Source organism: Bradyrhizobium cenepequi (genome assembly GCF_020329485.1).
In the GTDB taxonomy this organism is placed as follows: Bacteria; Pseudomonadota; Alphaproteobacteria; order Rhizobiales; family Xanthobacteraceae; genus Bradyrhizobium; species Bradyrhizobium cenepequi.
In genome coordinates this window covers 178,632-198,103 of the sequence record NZ_JAGKJI010000006.1, presented here as the reverse complement: position 1 = coordinate 198,103, position 19,472 = coordinate 178,632, and the positions used below count along the sequence as shown (strand labels likewise).

The window sequence follows — 19,472 nt, the reverse complement described above, 5'->3', positions numbered from 1 at the left end:
AACCAACACTGATTATGAATAAAGGTTCGGAGAGCAACCTTCGGGACGATCTTGGCAATCTCAGCCGGATCGCGAACGCCCGTTGCTCCGATCTCGATCATTTCTTTGCGCCTTCGACTGAACCATTTGAACTGCCTTATCAATTGATCCGTTAACTCGACATCACCGGCAAACTACCCCAGGCGCCGGTGACTGAGAGACCAATGTCGTTCTCCCGCCTAACGTTGCAGAGAGAGCGATGCAGCGCAAACGCTTTATCCCCCATACGTTCCACAAACTCTTGTCAGCGGAAAAGATGCAGCTCCAGGAGCAACTGAAAAATGCAAGCCAAGACCGGCAGCGAGAATTGAGTGAGCGAAGGCTGCGGCAGATCGAAAGGGCATTTCGGACAGACCGGTGGATGGCATCGGCTGAATTGCAGCCGCCCCGTCAACACTCCCGTTGACACCGAAGGGAACGCCTCAATTCCGGCTGAAATTTTTCAAGGTTCCCCGCAACCATCGATCTCGTCCGGCGTCATTGTTCAGGTGCGGAGCGCGTTATGGACGACGACCAGGAACAACGAGAGCTTCAAGATCGCATCATGCGCTACCGCATGATGGAGCGCGACGTCACTGATCCGCTTGCACTCGGCCTCCTACAAGACATCGTTGCAGAATTGGAGGCGGCGCTGCGGGTTTCCAGCCGGTAGGCGGATCAGGTGCGGCATAGTCACGGCGGACATGAAGTATTGGCGTTTGCCTGACTGTCTTAATTGGCGGCCGGGCTTTGTCCTGAGACGCTTCGCCCGTAGCTCTCCAATCAACAACTGGAATTTCCTTTGCGCTACGTCAAGAACACGTTTGCCTATCGCGCTAAAGAAGCGATGTAACCGAACAACCTGCCTGTCCAAGGCTGTTGAGGTTATGGGGCTCGGGCTCCTAGGCACTCCGAGCCCCGCTTCGTCCGAGCAGGAGGCTCGCATGCCTGTAACCAGCTATGCGGATGATTTGGGATCCGCCGTGCACTACGCGCTGAAAACGACCCATGCCATAGCCGTATGTCCTTTCCACTTGGATCTCACGATCCGCATTGGTGATGACGCGGCTGAAAGCCATGCCTTTGCGCGGGCTAGAAAGCTCGTCAAGAGCGATGGTACGACGTGGGAGCGAGAAGCGCTTGGGAAAGAGTTTAGACGTCAACTCAGCCAAGCCGCTGACCGTTACTGTCCTCGCTGCACCCTTTTGGGTGACCCGGAGCTATAAAAAGATCACGGGGCCTCTGGCGCATCGATGCCCCACAGGCGAACGCGCGTGCAATGAGTGTGTCGCCGTCGCCTTTGAGTACACGCCCTAGTCTTCAGCCGGCTCCCTCGCGGCCACCGACATCTCCGACCACTCGCCGACGACGCGATCGAGATCGAGCAGGTTCTGCCGCATCTGCTCCAACGAGAATCCGAGCGCGAAGAAACGCTCCGCCATGTCACCGGGCAGGCCGCGGATCAGGCCTTCGCTGCGAACGGCGGCGACTTCGCCAGCATAGCGCTGCAGGGCGGCATGAACAGGCGCAGTCGGCGGCGCGCCGGCGCCCATGCGCAACGCTGCGGCGGCCGAACGCAGATAGAGCGTGATCGCCTTGCTGACTTCGGACAGGGGCGCCGCAAGCCGCGCCTGCACATTCGCGGGCAGCGGCACGACGGTAGCGCGGCCGATCATCACGACATCGTGGCGTAGTCGCAAAATGGTCCGCAGCAGCGGCCCGGTGTCCGGGCCGGACGATAGATGCGCTGCCCGCTCGCGCTCGGCCTCCGCACCGGTTGCGTTCAGGCCGACCAGCGCGGTGCCGATGCCGTCCTGGATGCGGTGCAGGGCGTCATTGTCGCGCCCGCGCGTCAGTCCGGCGAGCAGCTCAGTGAAAGCGGCCGCGATCAATTCCAGTACCCGCGCCGCATTGACACGGATCTGGCTCACCGCGCGCGACGGCAGCACCAGGAACGACACCAGAAGCCCGGTGACCGCGCCGACCGCGACCTCGCTGACGCGGTCGATTGCGGAGGCGAGCGGATCGGCGTGATGCATGGTCGGGACCAGCAGCACGATCACGGCCGTGACCGTGGCCGCACTGAGGCTGGGGTTGATGGCTGCGATGAAGGCCAAAGGCGCGACCGCCAGCACCAGCAGAGCCAGCAAGCCGCCCTCCCCGGAATACGGGATCAGCAGCGCGATGGCGCCGCCATAGATCGCGCCGCCGATGGTGCCAAGCATATAGTCGCGGGTCGCCTTCAGCGAGCGGCCGACACTCATCTGGGTCACGATCAGGGACGTCAGCACCGCCCAGAGCGGCAGCAGGAGGTTCAGCGCGACGGCCACCGCATAGGCGATCGTGGCGGCCACCGTGACCCTGACCGCCAGCGCCAATTGCCCCTTCCGGGTGCGGATCCAGCCGAGCACATGTTTCGCAGCGGCTGTTGTCATGCGACCGACTCTCTGATGCTCACGACGATCCCATGGCTGACGTTCGGCATGGCTGATGCCCGCGGCGTGAAGGCGGCTTGAAACGCAAATCCGGCCCGCCTACCCTGTGAACCAGAACGAGGAAACACGATGGCCAACGAAACCGCAACGCTCGCCGCCTATGTCGCTAACCTGAAATTTGCAGATATTCCACCGGAAGTATTGCAGCGCGCCAAGGTGCTGACGCTGGACTTCCTCGGCAGCACGATCCGGGCGCGGCGCGAAGCCGAATCCACGCCCTCGCTGTTGAAGATGCTGGAAGCGCTGGCGCTGGACGGCAAGGGCGAAGCCACCGTGTTTGGCGACGGCAAGACCTGGACGCCGGCGGTCGCGGCGCTGCTCAACGGCGCGCTCGGCCATTCGCTCGACTTCGACGACACGCATGCGGATTCCTCGCTGCATCCGAGCGCGCCAGTGGTGCCGGCCGCGTTTGCGGTCGGCGAGATGGTCGGCGCATCCGGCCGCGACGTGCTGACAGCGATTGTTGCGGGCTATGAGGTCTGCTGCCGGCTCGGCAACGCGCTGGATCCGACCTCGCATTACGCGCGCGGCTTCCACCCGACTGCGACCGCCGGCACCTATGGCGCCGCGGCGGCGGCCGGGAAACTGTTCGGGTTGCCGAAGGAGCAGATCATTGCGGCCTTCGGCGTCTCCGGCAGCCAGGCCGCGGGCTCGCTGCAGTTCCTCATCAACGGCGCGTGGAACAAGCGTTACCAGGTCGGCGCCGCCGCGATGAACGGCGTCATCGCCGCGGCGCTGGCGCGCAACGATTTCGTCGGCTCGGTCGAATCGGTGGAAGGCAAGCATGGCCTCCTGGTCGGCTACAGCGACGATGCGCATCCGGACAAGGCGATTGCGGGGCTCGGCAGCATCTTTGAAACCATGAAGATCGGCGTCAAACCCTATCCGAGCTGCCGCTACACCCATGCGGCGATCGATGCGCTGATCGCGATGCGGCGCGAGCACAATCTGACACCCGATCAGGTGAAGCGGGTCGAGATCGGCCTGCATCGCAACGGCATCACCCTGACCGGCGACGCCGCCACCAAGCGGCATCCGACCTCGATCGTCGGCGGCCAGTTCTCGATGTTCTTCACCGGCGCTGTTGCCCTCGACCAGGGCCGCTTCGGCTGGGACGATTACAACCGGCTTGGCGACGCCGCGATCGATGCGCTCGCCGACAAGTTCGACGTGGTGCAGGACGATCGGCTTGAGGTCGGCCGCACCCATCCGTTCGGCGCGCGCGTCAGCATCACCACCGATGACGCTGTGCACGAGCGGCTCAATGCCGATCCCTCGGGCGAACCGACCTCGTTCCCCGACGCGGTGGCGATGCAGCAGAAATTCCTCACCCTCGCCCGCCCGGTCCTGAACGGCCGCGCCGACCAGTTCGCCGATGCGATCCTGTCACTGGACCGCTTCGACCGCGTGGAAAAGGCGACGCAATTGGGACGGCAGTAAGCACTCAAGCCGTCCATCGACCGCGATCGGTCACCCAGATATCGACGGTATCGCCGTTCAACTGGGCTTGGCCGTCGATTTTCGCACCAAGCCGGCGCGCCACGCTCTGCGAGGCGGCGTTGATCGGATCGATGCAATGAATGATGCGGTCGACCGCAAGGTTGGCGAACACCCAGTCGATGGCCGCGCGCGCGGCCTCGACCGCATAGCCTTTGCCGCGATATTCCTTGGCGATGCCCCAGCCGACTTCGAACCCCGGCCATCCCGGCGGGTACCAAGGACCCACGCGGCCAACGTACCGGCCGGATGATCTTTCTTCGACCGCAAACATGCCGAAACCATGCAGCGCCCAGTGCCCGGCGATGATGGCCGCGTTGCGCCAGCCAGTCGTTTCATTGGTCACCGCCTTGTGGTCGGGGGTGATAAATCGCGCCGTATCGGGATCGGCCAGCATGGCGGTATTCGGCGCGATGTCGGAAGCCTTCCACGGCCGCAAGATCAACCGCGTGGTCTCGATCATGGGACCGTGCAATTGCGCCTGCGCTGCGCCGGACTTGAGCCAAGCAACCATTGCTTTTGACTCCTACTGACCAGGACGAGAAGATGCTCGGATATCGCTCAACCTAGACGAAAAGCACCCGTCCAGGTAGCGGCTCACCAGTACCGCCGATCGGGCGTCAAGGTGTACGCCGTCATCCCACCGCAGTTCGCTGCGGTCGACCTCGATCGGCAGCCAGCGGCTTTGATCCGGAAACGCGCGATGGACGATCTCGCGCGTGGTCCTGACATAAAGCGATGTCTCGATCGGAGCGGCGTAGGGCATTTCCATCAGCAGCACGCGCGCGCCGCGCTTTTCCAGCACCTCGATCAGGCGGCCGATCGTCTCGACATTGACCTTGGCGGCGGCGCTCGGGTCTTCGGACTCCATCTGTCCGATCGCCCGCTCCAGATAGACGTGGTTGTCGAAATTGCTCGGCGGCTGCTCGAGCAAGCTTTTCAGCCTGCCCGCGATCTCGGCGTGGGTAACCGGGGCATGCACCCGGCTCTCGTAGGCCGCAATGGCGGTCCGGAGGGGACGTAAGAACAGCGCATCGCGCCCCTCCTTGGAGGAGAAGCGCTTCACCAACTCCGCATCGGGCGCGCGGGACAATATGTTGATCTCGACGACGATCAGCTTGGGGAGCTGCCGCTGGCTGGCGAGAATCTCGAGCGCGGTGACGGGCGACCCGCCGGCCAGCGCCAGATTCCGCACGCGCGGCGTCTCGAAATATGCCTCCCCAAGCCGGACCGTCAGCGAGCTACCCACCAGCGCGATGTCGGGCACAGGATTGTCGACATAGCGGTTCATGGTGACGAGCGCGCCATCGCGCGCGGTCGCCGCCGGCAGTTGCAGCGTGTGCCCGAAGCGCGCGGTCGCGATGCCGCAGGCAAGCAGCAGCAGCGCTGCCGCGGCGGCGCTCTTGATCAACCAGGCGGTGGGTTTCGGCTGCTCCATGCGATCAGAACTGGAAATAGATGAAGGCGCTCTCGGGCCCCGCCTCCAGATAGGCCAGCGCGACCAGCGCGCCGTAGACATATGGCTCCCACCGCATCAGCGCGGTCTCGAACAGCGATGCGATGCGCATATGCTGCAGCAGGACCGGGAGCGCGTAGAGCAGCGCAAGATTGTAGAACAATTTTGGCGGATTCGGATTGGTGGTCGGCGTGAACATGCCGGTGAGATAGCTGAGCGCATGGTCGAAGTTCGGCAGCTTGAAGAAGATCCAGGCCATGGTGACGCAGAAGAACACCACGCCCATGCGCAAGAGGCGCAGCGGCACGGAATCGATGGCCTGCAGCAGATGCAGGAACGGCCGCTCGATCACCAGGAACAACCCGTGCAACACGCCCCACGCCAGATAGCTGAAGCCTGCGCCGTGCCAGAGGCCGCCGAGCCCCATCACGATCATCAGGTTGAGATAGGTTCTGACACGTCCATGCCGGTTGCCGCCCAAGGGAATGTAGAGATAGGTGCGCAACCAGGCTGACAGCGAAATGTGCCACCGGGTCCAGAATTCCGAAAACGACAGCGACGTATAGGGCAGGTCGAAATTGATCGGCAGGCGGTAGCCGAACAGAAGCGCGAGGCCGATCGCGATCGCGGAATAGCCGAAGAAATCGGCGTAGATCTGGTAGCCGTAGAGGAAAACGAGCAGCCAGCGGTCCTGGGTTTGCAGCGTCTCGTAGAGCGGGAAGTCCATATAGGCCGTCATCTCGTTGAGATTGTTGGCCACAAAGAGCTTGAAGAAGAAGCCCGCGATGATCCATTTCGTGGCTTCGACGAACGGCACGTCGGCAATCTGCTTCGGCACGATCTGCGGCATGAACATGCCGGCGCGCGTGATCGGCCCGGAGACGAGCTGCGGAAAGAAGATGATGTAGAGGAAGACGTCGGCAAGAGGCGGCCGCAGCGCCTTGCTGCGCGTGAGGTCGACCAGAAGACTGATGTTGTGGAAGACGAAAAAGGAAATGCCGATCGGCAACGGCAGCCGCAAGAGGAAGTCGATCGCCGCATTGTCGACGAGGGCCGGCGCCTTTGGATCAAGGAACAGGAACTTGTATTTGAAGAAGGCGAGCAGGGCGAGGTTGAAGACGATGCCGACCGGCAGCCAGCGCCGGTCAGTTAGCGACAGCGCCAGGAACAGATAGGTCCCACCGACCGCGACCGCGAGCAGCGGCAGCAACTCAGGCTGGCCGTATCCATAGAAGAACAGGCTCGCGACCACCAGGAGCTGGACCTGAAACCGCCGGAACGGCGGAAGGTAATAGGCCACAAATACGATCGCGGCAAACAAGCCGAATTGCCACGACGTGAAGGTCATGTCCTGATGGTCTCGCGGGAACCTTGAACCTTATGCCATGCCCTAATGCCGATTCGTGAGTCAAGCCACGATGACGCGCGAGCAAGAGACACCAATCCCTCGCCGGCGGGATGGCCGGGGATGATGGCGTGCAAGCGGCGGATTCCTGCTATTATTGCGGCAACAAAAAAGGAGTCCCCCTCATGAGCTGGCTTCCCTCCAACGATCCGATCCTCGGCGATCCCAAGACCTGCGATGCGCTGGAGCTCGTTATTGTGCCGCGCACCCGCGATCTCGGCGACGGCTTCGCCGTGCGGCGCGCGCTGCCGCATGGCAAGCGGCAGATGGTCGGCCCCTTCATCTTCTTCGATCATTTCGGACCGGTGCAGTTTCTCGCCGGCAAGGGCATGGATGTGCGGCCGCATCCGCATATCGGGCTTGCCACCGTCACCTATCTGTTCGACGGCAGCATCATGCACCGCGACAGCGAGGGCAACATCCAGGAGATCCAGCCCGGCGCGATGAACCTGATGACCGCAGGCCGCGGCATCGCCCATTCCGAACGCACGCCGGACGTCCAGCGCCGCGATGGACAGAAAATGCTGGGCCTGCAGAGCTGGATCGCGCTGCCTCAGGCCAAGGAGGAGATCGCGCCCTCGTTCCAGCATTATGCTGCCGGCGACCTGCCCATGATCACCGAGCGCGGCTTCACCGCACGCGTCATCGCGGGCTCGTCGTTCGGCATTGCCTCGCCGGTCGAGATGGTCTCGCCCTGGTTCTACACCGAAGTCACGGCAGAAGCCGGCACCAGCGTGCCGCTTGATCCCGATCACGAGGAGCGCGCGATCTATCTCGTCGACGGCGAAGTCGAGATCGCCAACGAGCGCTATGAAGGTCCGCGCCTCCTGATTTTCCGGCCCGGCGACCGCATCACGGTGAAGGCGCTGCAGCCCACGCGCATGATGTTCCTGGGCGGCGACGCGCTGGAAGGCCCGCGCCACATCTGGTGGAATTTCGTCTCTTCGAGCAAGGAACGGATCGAGCAGGCCAAACAGGACTGGAAAACCGGGCGTTTCACCTCCGTTCCGCAGGAACATGAGTTCATTCCACTGCCGGAGTGAGCTATTTCCTCCTCGCCCTTTGTCGCCCGCAATCAAGCGGGCAACCGCTTTGAAGGTCCGACCCAATGAATGCGATGCGCGCCAGTGACCTGCCCCTGCCGCGGATCGGCCGCGGCAAGGTTCGCGATATCTATGACGCCGGCGACGACCGCGTGCTGCTACTCACCACCGATCGTATCTCGGCGTTCGACGTGGTGATGGCCGAGACCATCCCGATGAAGGGCGCGGTGCTGACGCAGATCAGCGCATGGTGGTTTCGCCAGCTCGAAAACACCGTTGCGCATCACATGATCAGCGCCGATGCCGACGAGATCATCCGCGAGGTGCCCGCACTGAAAGCGCATCGCGCCGAGATCGTGGGGCGCGCGATGCTGTGCCGGCGCACCATCGTCTTCCCGATCGAATGCGTGATCCGCGGCTACATCTCGGGCTCGGCCTGGAAGGAATATGCCGCGCACGGCACGCTCGCCGGCGAGAAGCTGCCACCGGGTCTGGTCGAGAGCGCCAGGCTGGAGCCACCGATCTTCAGCCCGGCAACCAAGGCCGAGACCGGGCATGACGAGAACATCACGGTGGCCCGCGTGCGTGAAATCGTCGGCGGCGAGGTTGCCGACACGCTGGAGTGGATGGCGCGCACGGTCTATGCCTACGGCGAAAAGGTCAGCCGCGAGCGCGGCATCATCATCGCCGACACCAAGTTCGAATTCGGGCGCGACCAGGATGGGCGGATCATCCTGATCGACGAGGTGATGACGCCGGACTCCTCGCGCTTCTGGGCGGTCGATGTCTACAAGGCGGGCCAGCCGCAGCCGAGCTTCGACAAGCAGCCCTTGCGCGACTATCTCGACACTGAGCGCCGCGCCGGCCGCTGGAACGGCGAAGCGCCGGCGCCGCCATTGCCGGCAAGCGTGGTGGAGGCGACCAGCAAGCGCTACCTCGAAGCCTATCGGCGCGTGACGGGGTCAGACCTCGAGATCTAGCCGCTCGTCATTGCGGGCGCAGCGAAGCAATCCATCTCTCCACATGCGGAGGCATGGATTGGTTCGCTCTGCTCGCAATGACGCTCGTGGCACCCGTCCTCGCTCTTGTTGCATCGCCCTTGTCCCCAATGCGAAGCTGCCGGCAGACAAAACCAAGGGAGCGAAACATGAGCGAGGCCGACAGCGTGCTCGTCGAACGCGATGGTCCTGTGACCATTGTCTCCATCAACCGCCCGCATTGCCGCAACGCCGTCGACGGCGCCACCGCCCGCAAACTCTACGACGCTTTCCTCGCCTTCGATGCCGATGAGACTACGTCGGTGGCTGTATTCACCGGCACCGGCGGCACCTTCTGCGCCGGTGCCGACCTGAAGGCGGTTGCCGCGGGCGATCCTGCCAGGAAGCGCGAGATCGGCGGACACAAGTCGATCGCGCCGATGGGGCCCAGCAGGTTGCGGCTTTCAAAGCCGGTCATTGCCGCGGTCGAAGGATTTGCCGTCGCTGGCGGCCTGGAGCTGGCGTTGTGGGCGGACATGCGGGTAGCCGCTGAAGACGCGACATTCGGTGTCTTCTGCCGACGCTTCGGCGTGCCACTGATTGATCTCGGCACCATCCGCCTGCCGCGCCTGATCGGCCATTCCCAGGCGATGGACCTGATCCTGACCGGGCGCGCGGTCGGCGGACCGGAGGCGCAGCGGATGGGCCTCGCCAATCGCCTGGTTCCCAAGGGCGAGGCCCGCGCGCATGCGATAGCGCTCGCCAAGGAGATCGCGCGCTTCCCGCAACAATGCCTGCGCGCGGACCGCCTGTCAGCGCTGCGGCAATGGGACCTCGAGGAGGAAGAAGCTATACTCAACGAAATGCGCGGCGGGCTCGAAGTCATCGCGTCAGGCGAAACGCTCGCCGGCGCCACCCGCTTCGCCTCCGGCACCGGCCGCCATGGCGCCTTCGGCGGCGACACCGATTGAGCCGTAGGGTGGGCAAAGCGACTTCACGCACCGTCGGTCAAACAGACGCGGGTCTAAGCGCGTCCACATCACGAGTGGAGTGCGGATGGTGGGCACGCTGCGCTTTGCCCACCCTACGCGACTTCGCGCCGACGACGGGTTACACCCCCGCCATCATCACGTATTTGATCTCGACGTATTCCTCCATGCCGTGATGCGAGCCTTCGCGGCCGAGGCCGCTCTCCTTGACGCCGCCGAACGGCGCGACTTCTGTCGTGATCAAACCGGTATTGACGCCGACCATGCCTGATTCCAGCGCCTCGGCGACGCGCCAGACCCGACCGAGGTCGCGCGAATAGAAATAAGACGCGAGGCCGAACGGCGATTTGTTGCACATCGCGATCACGTCGGCTTCATCCTTGAAGCGGATCACCGGCGCGAGCGGGCCGAATGTCTCTTCCTGCGATACCAGCGCATCCGGCTTGACGCCGGAGAGCACCGTCGGCTCGAAGAAGGTGCGGCCGAGCGAGTGGCGCTTGCCGCCGGTGACGACCGTGGCGCCGCCCTTCACCGCGTCCGCAATGTGCCGCTCGACCTTCTCGATCGCTTCCATGTTGATCAGCGGCCCCTGCACCACGCCCTGCTCGGTGCCGTCGCCGATCTTCATCGCGGCAACTTTCTTCGAGAGCTTCTGCACGAACTCGTCGTAGATCTTGTCCTGGGCATAGAGGCGGTTGGCGCAGACGCAGGTCTGGCCCATGTTGCGGTATTTCGAGACGATCGCGCCTTCGACCGCGGCATCGATATCGGCATCGTCGAACACGATGAAGGGCGCGTTGCCGCCGAGCTCCAGCCCCAGCTTCTTCACGCCGACCGACGCCTGGCGGTACAGGATCTTGCCGACCTCGGTCGACCCGGTGAAGCCGACAAAGCGCACCGCCGGATGCTCACACAGCACTTTTCCGATCGGCGGCGCATCGCCGGTGATGATGTTGAACACGCCCTTGGGCACGCCGGCCTTCTCGGCCAGCGCCGCCAGCGCCAGCGCCGACAGCGGCGTCTCGTTGGCAGGCTTCAGCACCACGGTGCAACCCGCGGCGAGCGCCGGCGAAACTTTGCGGGTGATCATCGAGTTCGGGAAGTTCCACGGCGTGATCGCGCCGCAAACGCCGATCGGCTGCTTGATCGCGAGCAGCCGCGCATCCGGCCGCTGAGTCGGGATGGTCTCGCCATAGACCCGGCGGGCCTCCTCGGCGAAGAACTCGACATAGGCGCCGCCGATATCGACCTCGCCCAGCGCCTCGGCCAGCGGCTTGCCCTGTTCCGAGGTCAGGATCAGCGCCAGATCCTCGCGGTTGGCGATGATCAGCTCGAACCATTTGCGCAGGATGTTGGAACGCTGCTTGGCCGTCAGCTTGGCCCAGGCCGGAAACGCGCGTTCCGCGGCCTCGACCGCCTTGGTGGCGTCATCGGCGCTCATCTGCGGGATCTTCACCAGTTCGGCGCCGGTGGCCGGATTGTTCACGGAGAACACGGGCGTACCGACCCAGGCGCCATCGATGTAGCAGCGGTCGCGCAGCAGCGAGGAATCCTTGAGGCGGTCTCGCAGCGAGGTGGCTGAAGGTTGTGATGCGCGTGCGGCAACGGGCGGATTCATGGCGTTACTCCTCGAAATTTCTGGGATGCTGTTCGAGTATAGACGGAAATCATCCGCGACGCATCGCCCGCTGAAAGCGGACGTCGCAAGCAATTTTGTGGGTCTTCGGGTTCGGCCGGTCAGGCCGCGCCGTTCAGATAGGTTTCACGACGCCCGATCATGCGCTCCGCCGCCGCCTTGGCATCCGCCTTCGAAGATGTCGCGCAGGTGCGGTATTCGAGATCCGGCAACTTGGCCGGGTCACGACGGCCGAACCACGACCTAGGCGCGACCTGCAACAGCGCGAGCGCCTGTGCGACATTGTCGACCGCCTCGAAGGAGTGCAGCGCGCCGGTGCCGGCGTAGCGGACCTCGTAAAGGCCGGGGCTGATCGGGGCTTCGATGTTCTCGCCACGGCTGGGCCGGGGATACCGTTTCCACTCACTCCAGGTCGAGATCATCGACGCATCCTCGCAACTTCAAAAAGCAACCATTTGCCTCAAAACATTCAGTCCAGAAGCACGATTTGGCTTGGAATTAGAATGCGTTACATCACGAAATCATTGATGGGAACCTATACCAAATCACGTTATCGTGGACGGTTCCCAGCCGTCGTCGAGATCGCCGGCCATCCGCGCCAGATTTAGCCGGGCCGCTGTCGCCGCATTTCCGCTGAAATCAAAATCCGCGAGCAGCCGGCTTGCGGGACGCGCCACACGGTAAGAAGATCAACGTCTCCACAACAATAAATCCGGAGGCGCCCCATGCAGAGCAAAGCTCAGATCGATCAGCTCCTGCGTCAGAAATGCGACGCAAAGGAAATCCCCGGCGTGGTTGCGATTGCCGCGACCGGAAATGAAGTCATCTACGAGAACGCGTTCGGCAAACGCGACCTCGGCAAAGACGATCTCATGACCACGGACAGCGTGTTCTGGATCGCCTCGATGACCAAGGCGGTGACGAGCGCAGGCGCGATGCAGCTGGTCGAAGAGGGCAAGCTCTCGCTGGATGAACCGATCGGCAAGCTGCTGCCGGATCTCGCTTCACCGCGGGTGCTCGAAGGCTTCGATGCCGACGGCGAGCCCAAGCTGCGGCCGGCGAAAACACCAATCACGCTGCGCCACCTGATGACCCATACTGCGGGGTTCTGCTACCATATGTGGAATGGTGACATGGGGAAGTACCTCGCGAAAACCGAGCTACCGACTGTCACCACCTGCAAGAATGATGCGTTGAAGCTGCCGCTGACGTCAGATCCCGGCACGCGCTGGGAATATGGCATCAATATCGATTTCATCGGCAAGGCAGTTGAGGCCGTGAGCGGCAAGCGGCTCGACGCCTACTTGCGCGATCATCTGTTCGCGCCGCTCGGCATGACCAACACCGGCTTCAAGATCACCGACGCGATGCGCCAGCGCCTGGTCGGCATGCATGCGAGAGCCCCCGACGGGACGCTCGCGCCGATCCCATTCGAACTGGAGCAGGAGCCGGAATTCCACATGGGCGGCGGCGGCCTCTATTCGACCGCCGGCGACTACATCAAGTTCACGCAGATGATCCTCAACAAGGGCCGCGGCAACGGCAACCAGGTGCTGCAGCCGGAGACCGTGGCGCTGATGGGCCAGAACCATATGGGCGATCTCAACGTCACCAAGATGGTCTCGGCCGACCTCACTTTGTCCAACCATGTCGATCTCTATCCGGACATGGACAAGAAGTGGGGCCTGAGCTTCCTCATCAACACCTTAAAGACGCCGGAGGGACGCAGCGCTAACAGCCTCGCCTGGGCGGGGCTCGCCAACACCTACTACTGGATCGATCCGAGCCGCGACGTCACCGGCGTGATCCTGATGCAACTCTTGCCGTTCGGCGACGGCAAGTGCCTGGAAGCTTTTGCGGGCTTCGAGCGCGGCGTCTATGACGGGCTCGACATCGGTAGCGGCCAGAAGGCGGCGTGATGAAGTGGGGTGGATTAGCTTTGCGTCTTCGCTAGGAGCGAAGGCGCAGAGCCTAATCCGCCGGCGCTCGCCACAACCACGCCGTCACTGGCGATGAAGTCATTACTCTCTGTCATTCCCGGGGCGCGCCTCTTGGCGCGAGCCCGGAATCTATCAGGCCGTGTGCGCTGGCGGAGAAATGGATTCCGGGCTCGTCCTTCGGATGCCCGGGAATGACGGCGGAGAAAAATTCGCCCGCGATTCCAACGTGATTTGGGTCGGCCAGCCCTCGCGCGAAAAATAAATCGCTTAACCCGTCGGGCAAATCAGCACTATTAATCCGCGCGTCTCACGGCAGATGAGGGGCGGGTCGCGATCGTCACGAACGTTGCGGTGAGATGCGGTGGACGCGGGTGTTGCGACTGACGAGCGTGACTATCCGTGGACGGCGAAGTCGTGTGGTTCTGGCGCCCCGACGCTGGCGCTAAGTTTCTTGCGCGAAGCAAGTTCGCGCGAGAGATGACGGTGGCAAGAAAGCCCGGTCACCGGGAAGAGCACGAAGTAAGCCGTAAACCACTGCGCAGGGAAAGCCGGTGTTGCTCCGGTTGACCTGTGGTCCTACCCCCGTGCTTTTTGTTGCACGGGGCCCACGGGTGCAGCCGGCACCCGGCTTTCCCTGCGCCCTCTACTATCGAGGAGGGTGGAAAGTGAAGCAAAGCTCGGGCGGAGTACGCCGCGAGAATGCGGACTCACATCCGCCGTTTGAATCAGACGTAGGATGGGTAGAGCGCAGCGAAACCCATCATTCACGCAGCTTGCTCCGAAGCTGATGGGTTTCGCTTCGCTCTACCCATCCTACGGGCTACGGGCTACTGTTTGACAATTGAACCAGAACTCTCAACCCGTCATTGCGAGCGCAGCGAAGCAATCCATCTTGCCACTTGCGGAGGCATGGATTGCTTCGCTGCGCTCGCAATGACGAGGGAGAGTGCGGCGGCTCGCAACGCAGAGCTACACCGGCAAGCCGTTCTGCTGCGCCAGCTCCTTCAACAACGTCTGCGGCCGCGCGCCGATATGCTGGATCACCTCCGCAGCCGCGAGCGCGCCGAGCCGTCCGGCATTTTCATAGCCGGCATCGCGAACGAGGCCGAACATGAATCCGGCAGCGAAGAGATCGCCGGCGCCGGTCGTATCCACCAATTGCTCGATCGGAAACGCCGGCACGGCCGTGACGCCGTCCTTCGATGCCACCACGCAGCCTTTCTCGCTGCGGGTGACGACGCCAAGTTTCGCATCGACGCTGAACTGCTTCAACGCGCTGTCGAAATCGGCGGTCTGGTACAAGGAGCGGAGCTCGGCTTCGTTGGCAAAGACCAGATCGACCGTGCCTTTGCGCATCAATTCGAGAAATTCGTCGCGATAGCGATCGACGCAAAACGAGTCGGACAGAGTCAGCGCGACCTGGCGGCCGGCGCCATGCGCGATGGTCGCCGCCTTGACGAAAGCTTGCTTGGCGCTCGCGGGATCCCAGAGATAGCCTTCGAGATAGACGATGCGGGAGGCCGCGATCTGCGTTTCATCTATGTCGGCCGGGGTCAGATCCTGCGCGGCGCCGAGATAGGTGTTCATGGTGCGCTCGCCATCCCCCGTCACCAGGATGTAGGAGCAGCCGGTGGCGGGGCCGCCGGGGGCAGGCTTCGTCTCGAACGCGACGCCCGCGGCGCGGATGTCATGGGCGTAGAGGCGGCCGATCTGATCGTCCTTGATCTTGCCGACATAGGCCGCGCGGGCGCCGAAATTGGCGACGCCGACGATGGTATTGGCCGCCGAGCCCCCGGACATCTCGGTCGCCGGCCCCATATCCTGGTAGATCGCGCCGGCGCGGGCCTCGTCGATCAGCGACATACTGCCCTTGGTCATGCAGTGACGGCTGAGAAACGCCTCGTCCGTCCTCACCAGGACGTCAAAAATCGCGTTGCCGATTCCGAGAACGTCATACTTTGCGTCGGCCATTATCCATCCTTCCGGCGATTGCAGGAAGTTGCCGCCTATCAGATCAACATGGCGCCAGCAAGCCAAGTGGCTGTTATATAGAAGTCATATGATCCGCTCTTTCCTCACCGTCTCCTCGGGAACACTGGCTTCGCGGCTGCTTGGATTTGCCCGCGATTCCATCATCGCTGCGCTGCTCGGCGCCGGCGCGGTCGCGGACGCGTTCCTGGTTGCCTTTCAAATGGTCAATGTGGTCAGGCGGCTCCTGACCGAAGGCGCGCTGAACGCGGCGTTGATACCGGCCTGGCTCCGCGTGCGCGAGACCGAAGGCGCTGCGGCCGCCGCGGCCTTCGCCGGCCGTGTGCTCGGCACCATCAGCGCCGCGCTGATCGTGGCGTCCGTCCTGATCGGCTTGCTGATGCCGCTCGTCATCGCGGCGCTGGCGCCTGGATTTATCGGCCGCGAAACGCTGGAGATCGCCGTCAACAATGCGCGGCTGATGCTGCCCTATCTCGCCTTCGCAGGACCCGTCACGGTCATGATGGGGCTGTTGAACGCTCAAGCACGCTTTGCGCTCACCGCATTCTCGCCGCTGCTGTTCAACGTCGCGCTGATCGCGGTGATGGCGATGCTGCTGGTATGGCGGGGGGATGCGGCGCATGCCGCGCTGGTCGTCGCTGCGACCGTTGGCGTTGCGGGACTTCTGCAACTCTCGATCCTCGTGCTGCGCGGCGGCCGCGCGGCAACGCCGCTCTGCATCTCCTTCGACAAGGACATGCGCGGTTTCCTCGGCAAGGCGATCCCCGGCATGATCGCAAGCAGCGCGCCGCAATGGCTGATGGTGGCTGGCGCCGTGATCGCCTCCGCCTCGCCTTCGGCGGTCTCCTGGCTTTATTTCGCCAATCGCCTGGTCGAACTGCCGCTCGGGATTGTCGGCGTCGCCATGGGCGCAGTGCTGATCCCCGAAATGACACGCGCGCTGCACAGCGGTGACCGTAGCGCGATCGCGCGCACCGAATCGCGCGGCCTGGAGCTGGCGGTCGGCCTCGCTCTGCCGGCGACGCTTGGCCTCGTCGTGTTGAGCGATCCGATCGTACGGATCCTGTTCGAGCACGGCGCGTTTGCGGCGCACGACGCCACCGCCACCGCGCATGCGCTGAGCTGGCTTGCGCTCGGCCTGCCCGCACATGTGCTGGTGAAAGCGCTGTCGCCGGCCTTCTTCGCCCGCGAGGATACAAGCACGCCGCTGCTTGGCGCGGTGGCCGCCATCGTGGTGGCGATCATTGCTGCGTTCCTGCTCCGCCACTCTTTCGGCACGCGCGGCATTGCCGCCGGCATCACGCTCGGGGCCTGGAGCAACGCGCTTTACCTGATCAGGAAGGGAGGCGCGACGTTCGGCTTCTCGATCGACACCGAGGCCCGCGATCGGCTGCCGCGCATTTGCCTGGCGGCGCTCGCCATGGGCGCCCTGCTCTGGCTGATGCAAGAGCTCACGCCGGTCGCCGCCGGATCACGCGGGCTGGCGCAGGCGGTGCTGCTATTCGTGGTGATTTTCGCCGGGATCACGAGCTACGGCCTGTTCTTGAAGCTGTTCGGCGTGATCGGCTGGCGCGAGGCGGTCGCCGCGATCAGGCAAAACCGTGCCGCCTGACTTGCGCAGATAGCCCCAAAATGGCAAACGACCCCGCCAAAGCGGCACTTTCCGGGAATTGAGACCATGGCGTTCGTGGAACGGGTTTTTTCAGGCGTCCAGCCGACGGGCAATCTGCACCTCGGCAACTACCTCGGCGCCATCGTCAACTTTGTGAAGATGCAGGAAACCCATGACTGCATCTATTGCGTCGTTGACATGCACGCGATCACGCAAGGCGTGGACGTCTGGGGCGGCCCGGCCGAGCTCGCCCGCAACACCCGCGAGGTGACCGCGGCATTCATCGCCAGCGGCATCGATCCGAAGAAGCATATCGTGTTCAACCAGAGCCAGGTCTCCGGCCATGCCGAGCTCGCCTGGATCCTGAACTGCATCGCCCGCATCGGCTGGCTGAACCGGATGACGCAGTTCAAGGAGAAGGCCGGCAAGGACCGCGAGAATGCCTCGGTCGGGCTCTACGACTATCCGGTGCTGATGGCGGCCGACATCCTGCTCTATCGCGCGACCCACGTACCTGTGGGCGAGGACCAGAAGCAGCATCTCGAACTGTCCCGCGACATCGCGCAGAAGTTCAACAACGACTTCGGCGATTCCATCCGCGGCCATGGCTTCAATGATGGCCTGTTCTTTCCGCAACCCGAGCCGTTCATCACGGGGCCGGCGACGCGGGTGATGAGCCTGCGCGACGGCACCAAGAAGATGTCGAAGTCGGAGGCATCAGACAATTCGCGCATCAACCTCACCGACGATGCCAACACCATCGCCCAGAAGATCCGCAAGGCGAAGACCGATCCGGAGCCGCTGCCATCGGAGGAAAAGGGACTGCAGACGCGGCCCGAAGCCGACAATCTCGTCGGCATCTACGCGGCGCTCGCCGGCGTCAGCAAGCACGACGTACTGAAGGATTTCGGCGGCGGCCAGTTCTCCAGCTTCAAAAACGCGCTGGTCGACGTTTGCGTTGCGAAACTGTCGCCAATCGCAGACGAAATGAAGCGGCTGGTTGCCGATGCCGGTCACGTCGATCAGATCCTGATCGACGGCGCCAACCGCGCCCGCGCGATCGCCGATGAAACCATGCGCAGTGCGAAAAACATCGTCGGCTTCATCCGCCAACCCTGAGCGACTCCCAAAACGACAGCGAGTGTGTCACCATATGTTGCTTGGCAATAATGCACCGGGACATGCATGACCACCCAGCGACGAAGCTACGAATCGGGTCACAAGCCAAAATGTCTTGTCATCGTTGACGACAGCGCGGAGTGGGACCGCGCCGTCTACTACGCCAGCCGCTGGGCGATCCGGGTCGGCGGCGGCGTCGTGATGCTGCGCGTCATCGAGACCGAGGACCAGAACCAGCAATGGCTCGGGGTCGCCGACATCATGCGCGCCGAGGCCGAGGAAGCCGCGAACGAGGCGCTGGACCGCGCCGCCGGCCGCGCCAACGGCATTGCCGCGATCACGCCGGAGCGGGTGATTCGCGAGGGCGACCCGACTGAGCAGGTCCTCGACGTCATTGACAAGGACGAGGACATCTCGATGCTGGTGCTGGCGGCCAATCCGGGGCCGGAGGGTCCCGGCCCGATCATTACCACCATGGCCAAGATCATGGGCGCGTTCCCGATTCCCGTCACCATCGTGCCTGGCGGCCTGACCGACCAGGAGATCGATTCGCTGTCGTAACTGCTTGATAAGTCGTCGGAACCGGTGGTTCCCGCCTTGATCCGTGCGTTCGCCGTCGCCATCTGCTAAGGGAACCCCACGCGCCGGCCTTGAACCGGCGACGCCGGAGAAAACAAAATGTTCATCCAGACCGAAGCTACCCCCAATCCCGCCACCCTGAAGTTCATTCCGGGCCGCACCGTGCTCGCCAGCGGCACCATGGAATTTGCGAACGTCGAGGCCGCCGTCCGCTCCCCGCTCGCCGAACGGCTGTTCGCCGTGCCCGGCGTCACCGGCGTGTTCTATGGCTCCGACTTCGTCACCGTGACCAAGGCCGACGGCGACTGGCAGCATCTGAAGCCCGCGATCCTCGGCGCGATCATGGAGCACTACATGTCCGGCGCGCCGCTGCTCGCCGACGGCAGCGTTGATGGCGACGATTCGCTCGACGAGGACGACGAGTTCTTCAACGAAGAGGACGCCGACACCGTCGCTCAGATCAAGGACCTGATCGAGACGCGGGTGCGGCCGGCGGTCGCCAATGACGGCGGCGACATCACCTTCCGCGGCTTCAAGGACGGCGTCGTCTATCTCAACATGAAGGGCGCCTGCTCCGGCTGCCCGTCCTCGACCGCAACACTGCAGCACGGCATCCAGAACCTGCTGCGACACTTCGTCCCCGATGTGGTCGAAGTCCGCCCGATGTAAAAGGAGAGCGAATAGTGAGTAGCGAATGGCGAGGGATCGCGTCTGACC

The 19,472-nt window shown here is 63.5% G+C and carries 18 protein-coding genes; 11 read left to right on the top strand and 7 right to left on the bottom strand.

Translation table 11 applies throughout. The features are described 5' to 3' along the window. The first annotated feature begins 541 nt into the window (after positions 1-541). Together J6497_RS10400 and J6497_RS10395 are read left to right on the top strand one after the other, a co-directional pair. Entirely contained in the window at positions 542-691 is a 150-nt protein-coding gene (locus J6497_RS10400) for a hypothetical protein (protein ID WP_225704164.1), read from the top strand. Positions 692-962: 271 nt separating this feature from the next. Continuing rightward, on the top strand, positions 963-1,244 hold the full coding sequence (locus tag J6497_RS10395) for a hypothetical protein (protein WP_225704163.1): 282 nt from the start codon (positions 963-965) through the stop codon (positions 1,242-1,244). A gap of 87 nt (positions 1,245-1,331) precedes the next feature. Here the strand turns inward: J6497_RS10395 and J6497_RS10390 are convergent, their stop codons facing one another. Continuing rightward, entirely contained in the window at positions 1,332-2,453 is a 1,122-nt protein-coding gene (locus tag J6497_RS10390; RefSeq protein ID WP_225704162.1) for an FUSC family protein, read from the bottom strand. A gap of 129 nt (positions 2,454-2,582) precedes the next feature. Between J6497_RS10390 and J6497_RS10385 the strand changes: the two genes are divergently transcribed. Then, positions 2,583-3,953 (top strand): MmgE/PrpD family protein, encoded by a 1,371-nt coding sequence (locus tag J6497_RS10385; protein WP_225704161.1) that lies wholly within the window; start codon positions 2,583-2,585, stop codon positions 3,951-3,953. A 4-nt stretch (positions 3,954-3,957) separates the two neighbouring features. Here the strand turns inward: J6497_RS10385 and J6497_RS10380 are convergent, their stop codons facing one another. From J6497_RS10380 to J6497_RS10370, 3 genes are read right to left on the bottom strand one after another with little or no spacing between them, the layout of a single operon-like run. Continuing rightward, positions 3,958-4,524: a GNAT family N-acetyltransferase gene (locus tag J6497_RS10380; protein WP_225704160.1), complete on the bottom strand. Its 567-nt coding sequence runs from the start codon at positions 4,522-4,524 to the stop codon at positions 3,958-3,960. A 12-nt stretch (positions 4,525-4,536) separates the two neighbouring features. Further along, positions 4,537-5,448, bottom strand: a complete 912-nt coding sequence (locus tag J6497_RS10375; protein WP_225704159.1) for a hypothetical protein — start codon at positions 5,446-5,448, stop codon at positions 4,537-4,539. 4 nt (positions 5,449-5,452) lie between these two features. Next, positions 5,453-6,814: an MBOAT family O-acyltransferase gene (locus tag J6497_RS10370; protein ID WP_225704158.1), complete on the bottom strand. Its 1,362-nt coding sequence runs from the start codon at positions 6,812-6,814 to the stop codon at positions 5,453-5,455. 182 nt (positions 6,815-6,996) lie between these two features. Here J6497_RS10370 and J6497_RS10365 point away from each other — a divergent pair, with 182 nt between their 5' ends. The 3 genes from J6497_RS10365 to J6497_RS10355 all read left to right on the top strand — a co-directional run bounded on the left by J6497_RS10365 (position 6,997) and on the right by J6497_RS10355 (position 9,862). Next, the gene (locus J6497_RS10365) at positions 6,997-7,914 is read left to right on the top strand and encodes a pirin family protein (protein ID WP_225704157.1); all 918 of its coding nucleotides are present in this window, start codon (positions 6,997-6,999) and stop codon (positions 7,912-7,914) included. 65 nt (positions 7,915-7,979) lie between these two features. Beyond that, positions 7,980-8,894 carry a phosphoribosylaminoimidazolesuccinocarboxamide synthase gene (locus tag J6497_RS10360; RefSeq protein WP_225704156.1) on the top strand — a complete coding sequence of 305 codons (915 nt, stop codon included), beginning with the start codon at positions 7,980-7,982 and terminating at the stop codon, positions 8,892-8,894. A 167-nt stretch (positions 8,895-9,061) separates the two neighbouring features. After that, positions 9,062-9,862, top strand: a complete 801-nt coding sequence (locus J6497_RS10355) for a crotonase/enoyl-CoA hydratase family protein (RefSeq protein ID WP_225704155.1) — start codon at positions 9,062-9,064, stop codon at positions 9,860-9,862. A 139-nt stretch (positions 9,863-10,001) separates the two neighbouring features. On the opposite strand, the gene J6497_RS10350 is transcribed toward J6497_RS10355, so the two are convergent. Continuing rightward, complete coding sequence (locus tag J6497_RS10350; RefSeq protein WP_225704154.1) at positions 10,002-11,498, bottom strand: NAD-dependent succinate-semialdehyde dehydrogenase; 1,497 nt, start codon at positions 11,496-11,498, stop codon at positions 10,002-10,004. A 119-nt stretch (positions 11,499-11,617) separates the two neighbouring features. Further along, the gene (locus J6497_RS10345) at positions 11,618-11,938 is read right to left on the bottom strand and encodes a hypothetical protein (RefSeq protein WP_225704153.1); all 321 of its coding nucleotides are present in this window, start codon (positions 11,936-11,938) and stop codon (positions 11,618-11,620) included. A 303-nt stretch (positions 11,939-12,241) separates the two neighbouring features. On the opposite strand from J6497_RS10345, the gene J6497_RS10340 reads away from it, so the two are divergent. Next, positions 12,242-13,435, top strand: coding sequence for a serine hydrolase domain-containing protein (locus tag J6497_RS10340; protein ID WP_225704152.1), 1,194 nt, complete (start codon positions 12,242-12,244; stop codon positions 13,433-13,435). A gap of 990 nt (positions 13,436-14,425) precedes the next feature. On the opposite strand, the gene J6497_RS10335 is transcribed toward J6497_RS10340, so the two are convergent. Beyond that, a complete protein-coding gene (locus J6497_RS10335; RefSeq protein ID WP_225704151.1) occupies positions 14,426-15,427 on the bottom strand; it encodes an adenosine kinase in 1,002 nt (333 codons plus the stop codon). 88 nt (positions 15,428-15,515) lie between these two features. Between J6497_RS10335 and murJ the strand changes: the two genes are divergently transcribed. The 4 genes from murJ (at position 15,516) to J6497_RS10315 (ending at position 19,424) form a co-directional block, all read left to right on the top strand. After that, on the top strand, positions 15,516-17,057 hold the full coding sequence (murJ, locus tag J6497_RS10330) for a murein biosynthesis integral membrane protein MurJ (protein WP_225704150.1): 1,542 nt from the start codon (positions 15,516-15,518) through the stop codon (positions 17,055-17,057). 66 nt (positions 17,058-17,123) lie between these two features. Then, positions 17,124-18,176 carry a tryptophan--tRNA ligase gene (trpS, locus tag J6497_RS10325; protein WP_225704149.1) on the top strand — a complete coding sequence of 351 codons (1,053 nt, stop codon included), beginning with the start codon at positions 17,124-17,126 and terminating at the stop codon, positions 18,174-18,176. Positions 18,177-18,242: 66 nt separating this feature from the next. After that, positions 18,243-18,737 carry a universal stress protein gene (locus tag J6497_RS10320; protein ID WP_225704148.1) on the top strand — a complete coding sequence of 165 codons (495 nt, stop codon included), beginning with the start codon at positions 18,243-18,245 and terminating at the stop codon, positions 18,735-18,737. 117 nt (positions 18,738-18,854) lie between these two features. After that, the gene (locus J6497_RS10315) at positions 18,855-19,424 is read left to right on the top strand and encodes a NifU family protein (RefSeq protein WP_225704147.1); all 570 of its coding nucleotides are present in this window, start codon (positions 18,855-18,857) and stop codon (positions 19,422-19,424) included. Positions 19,425-19,472 lie beyond the last annotated feature (48 nt).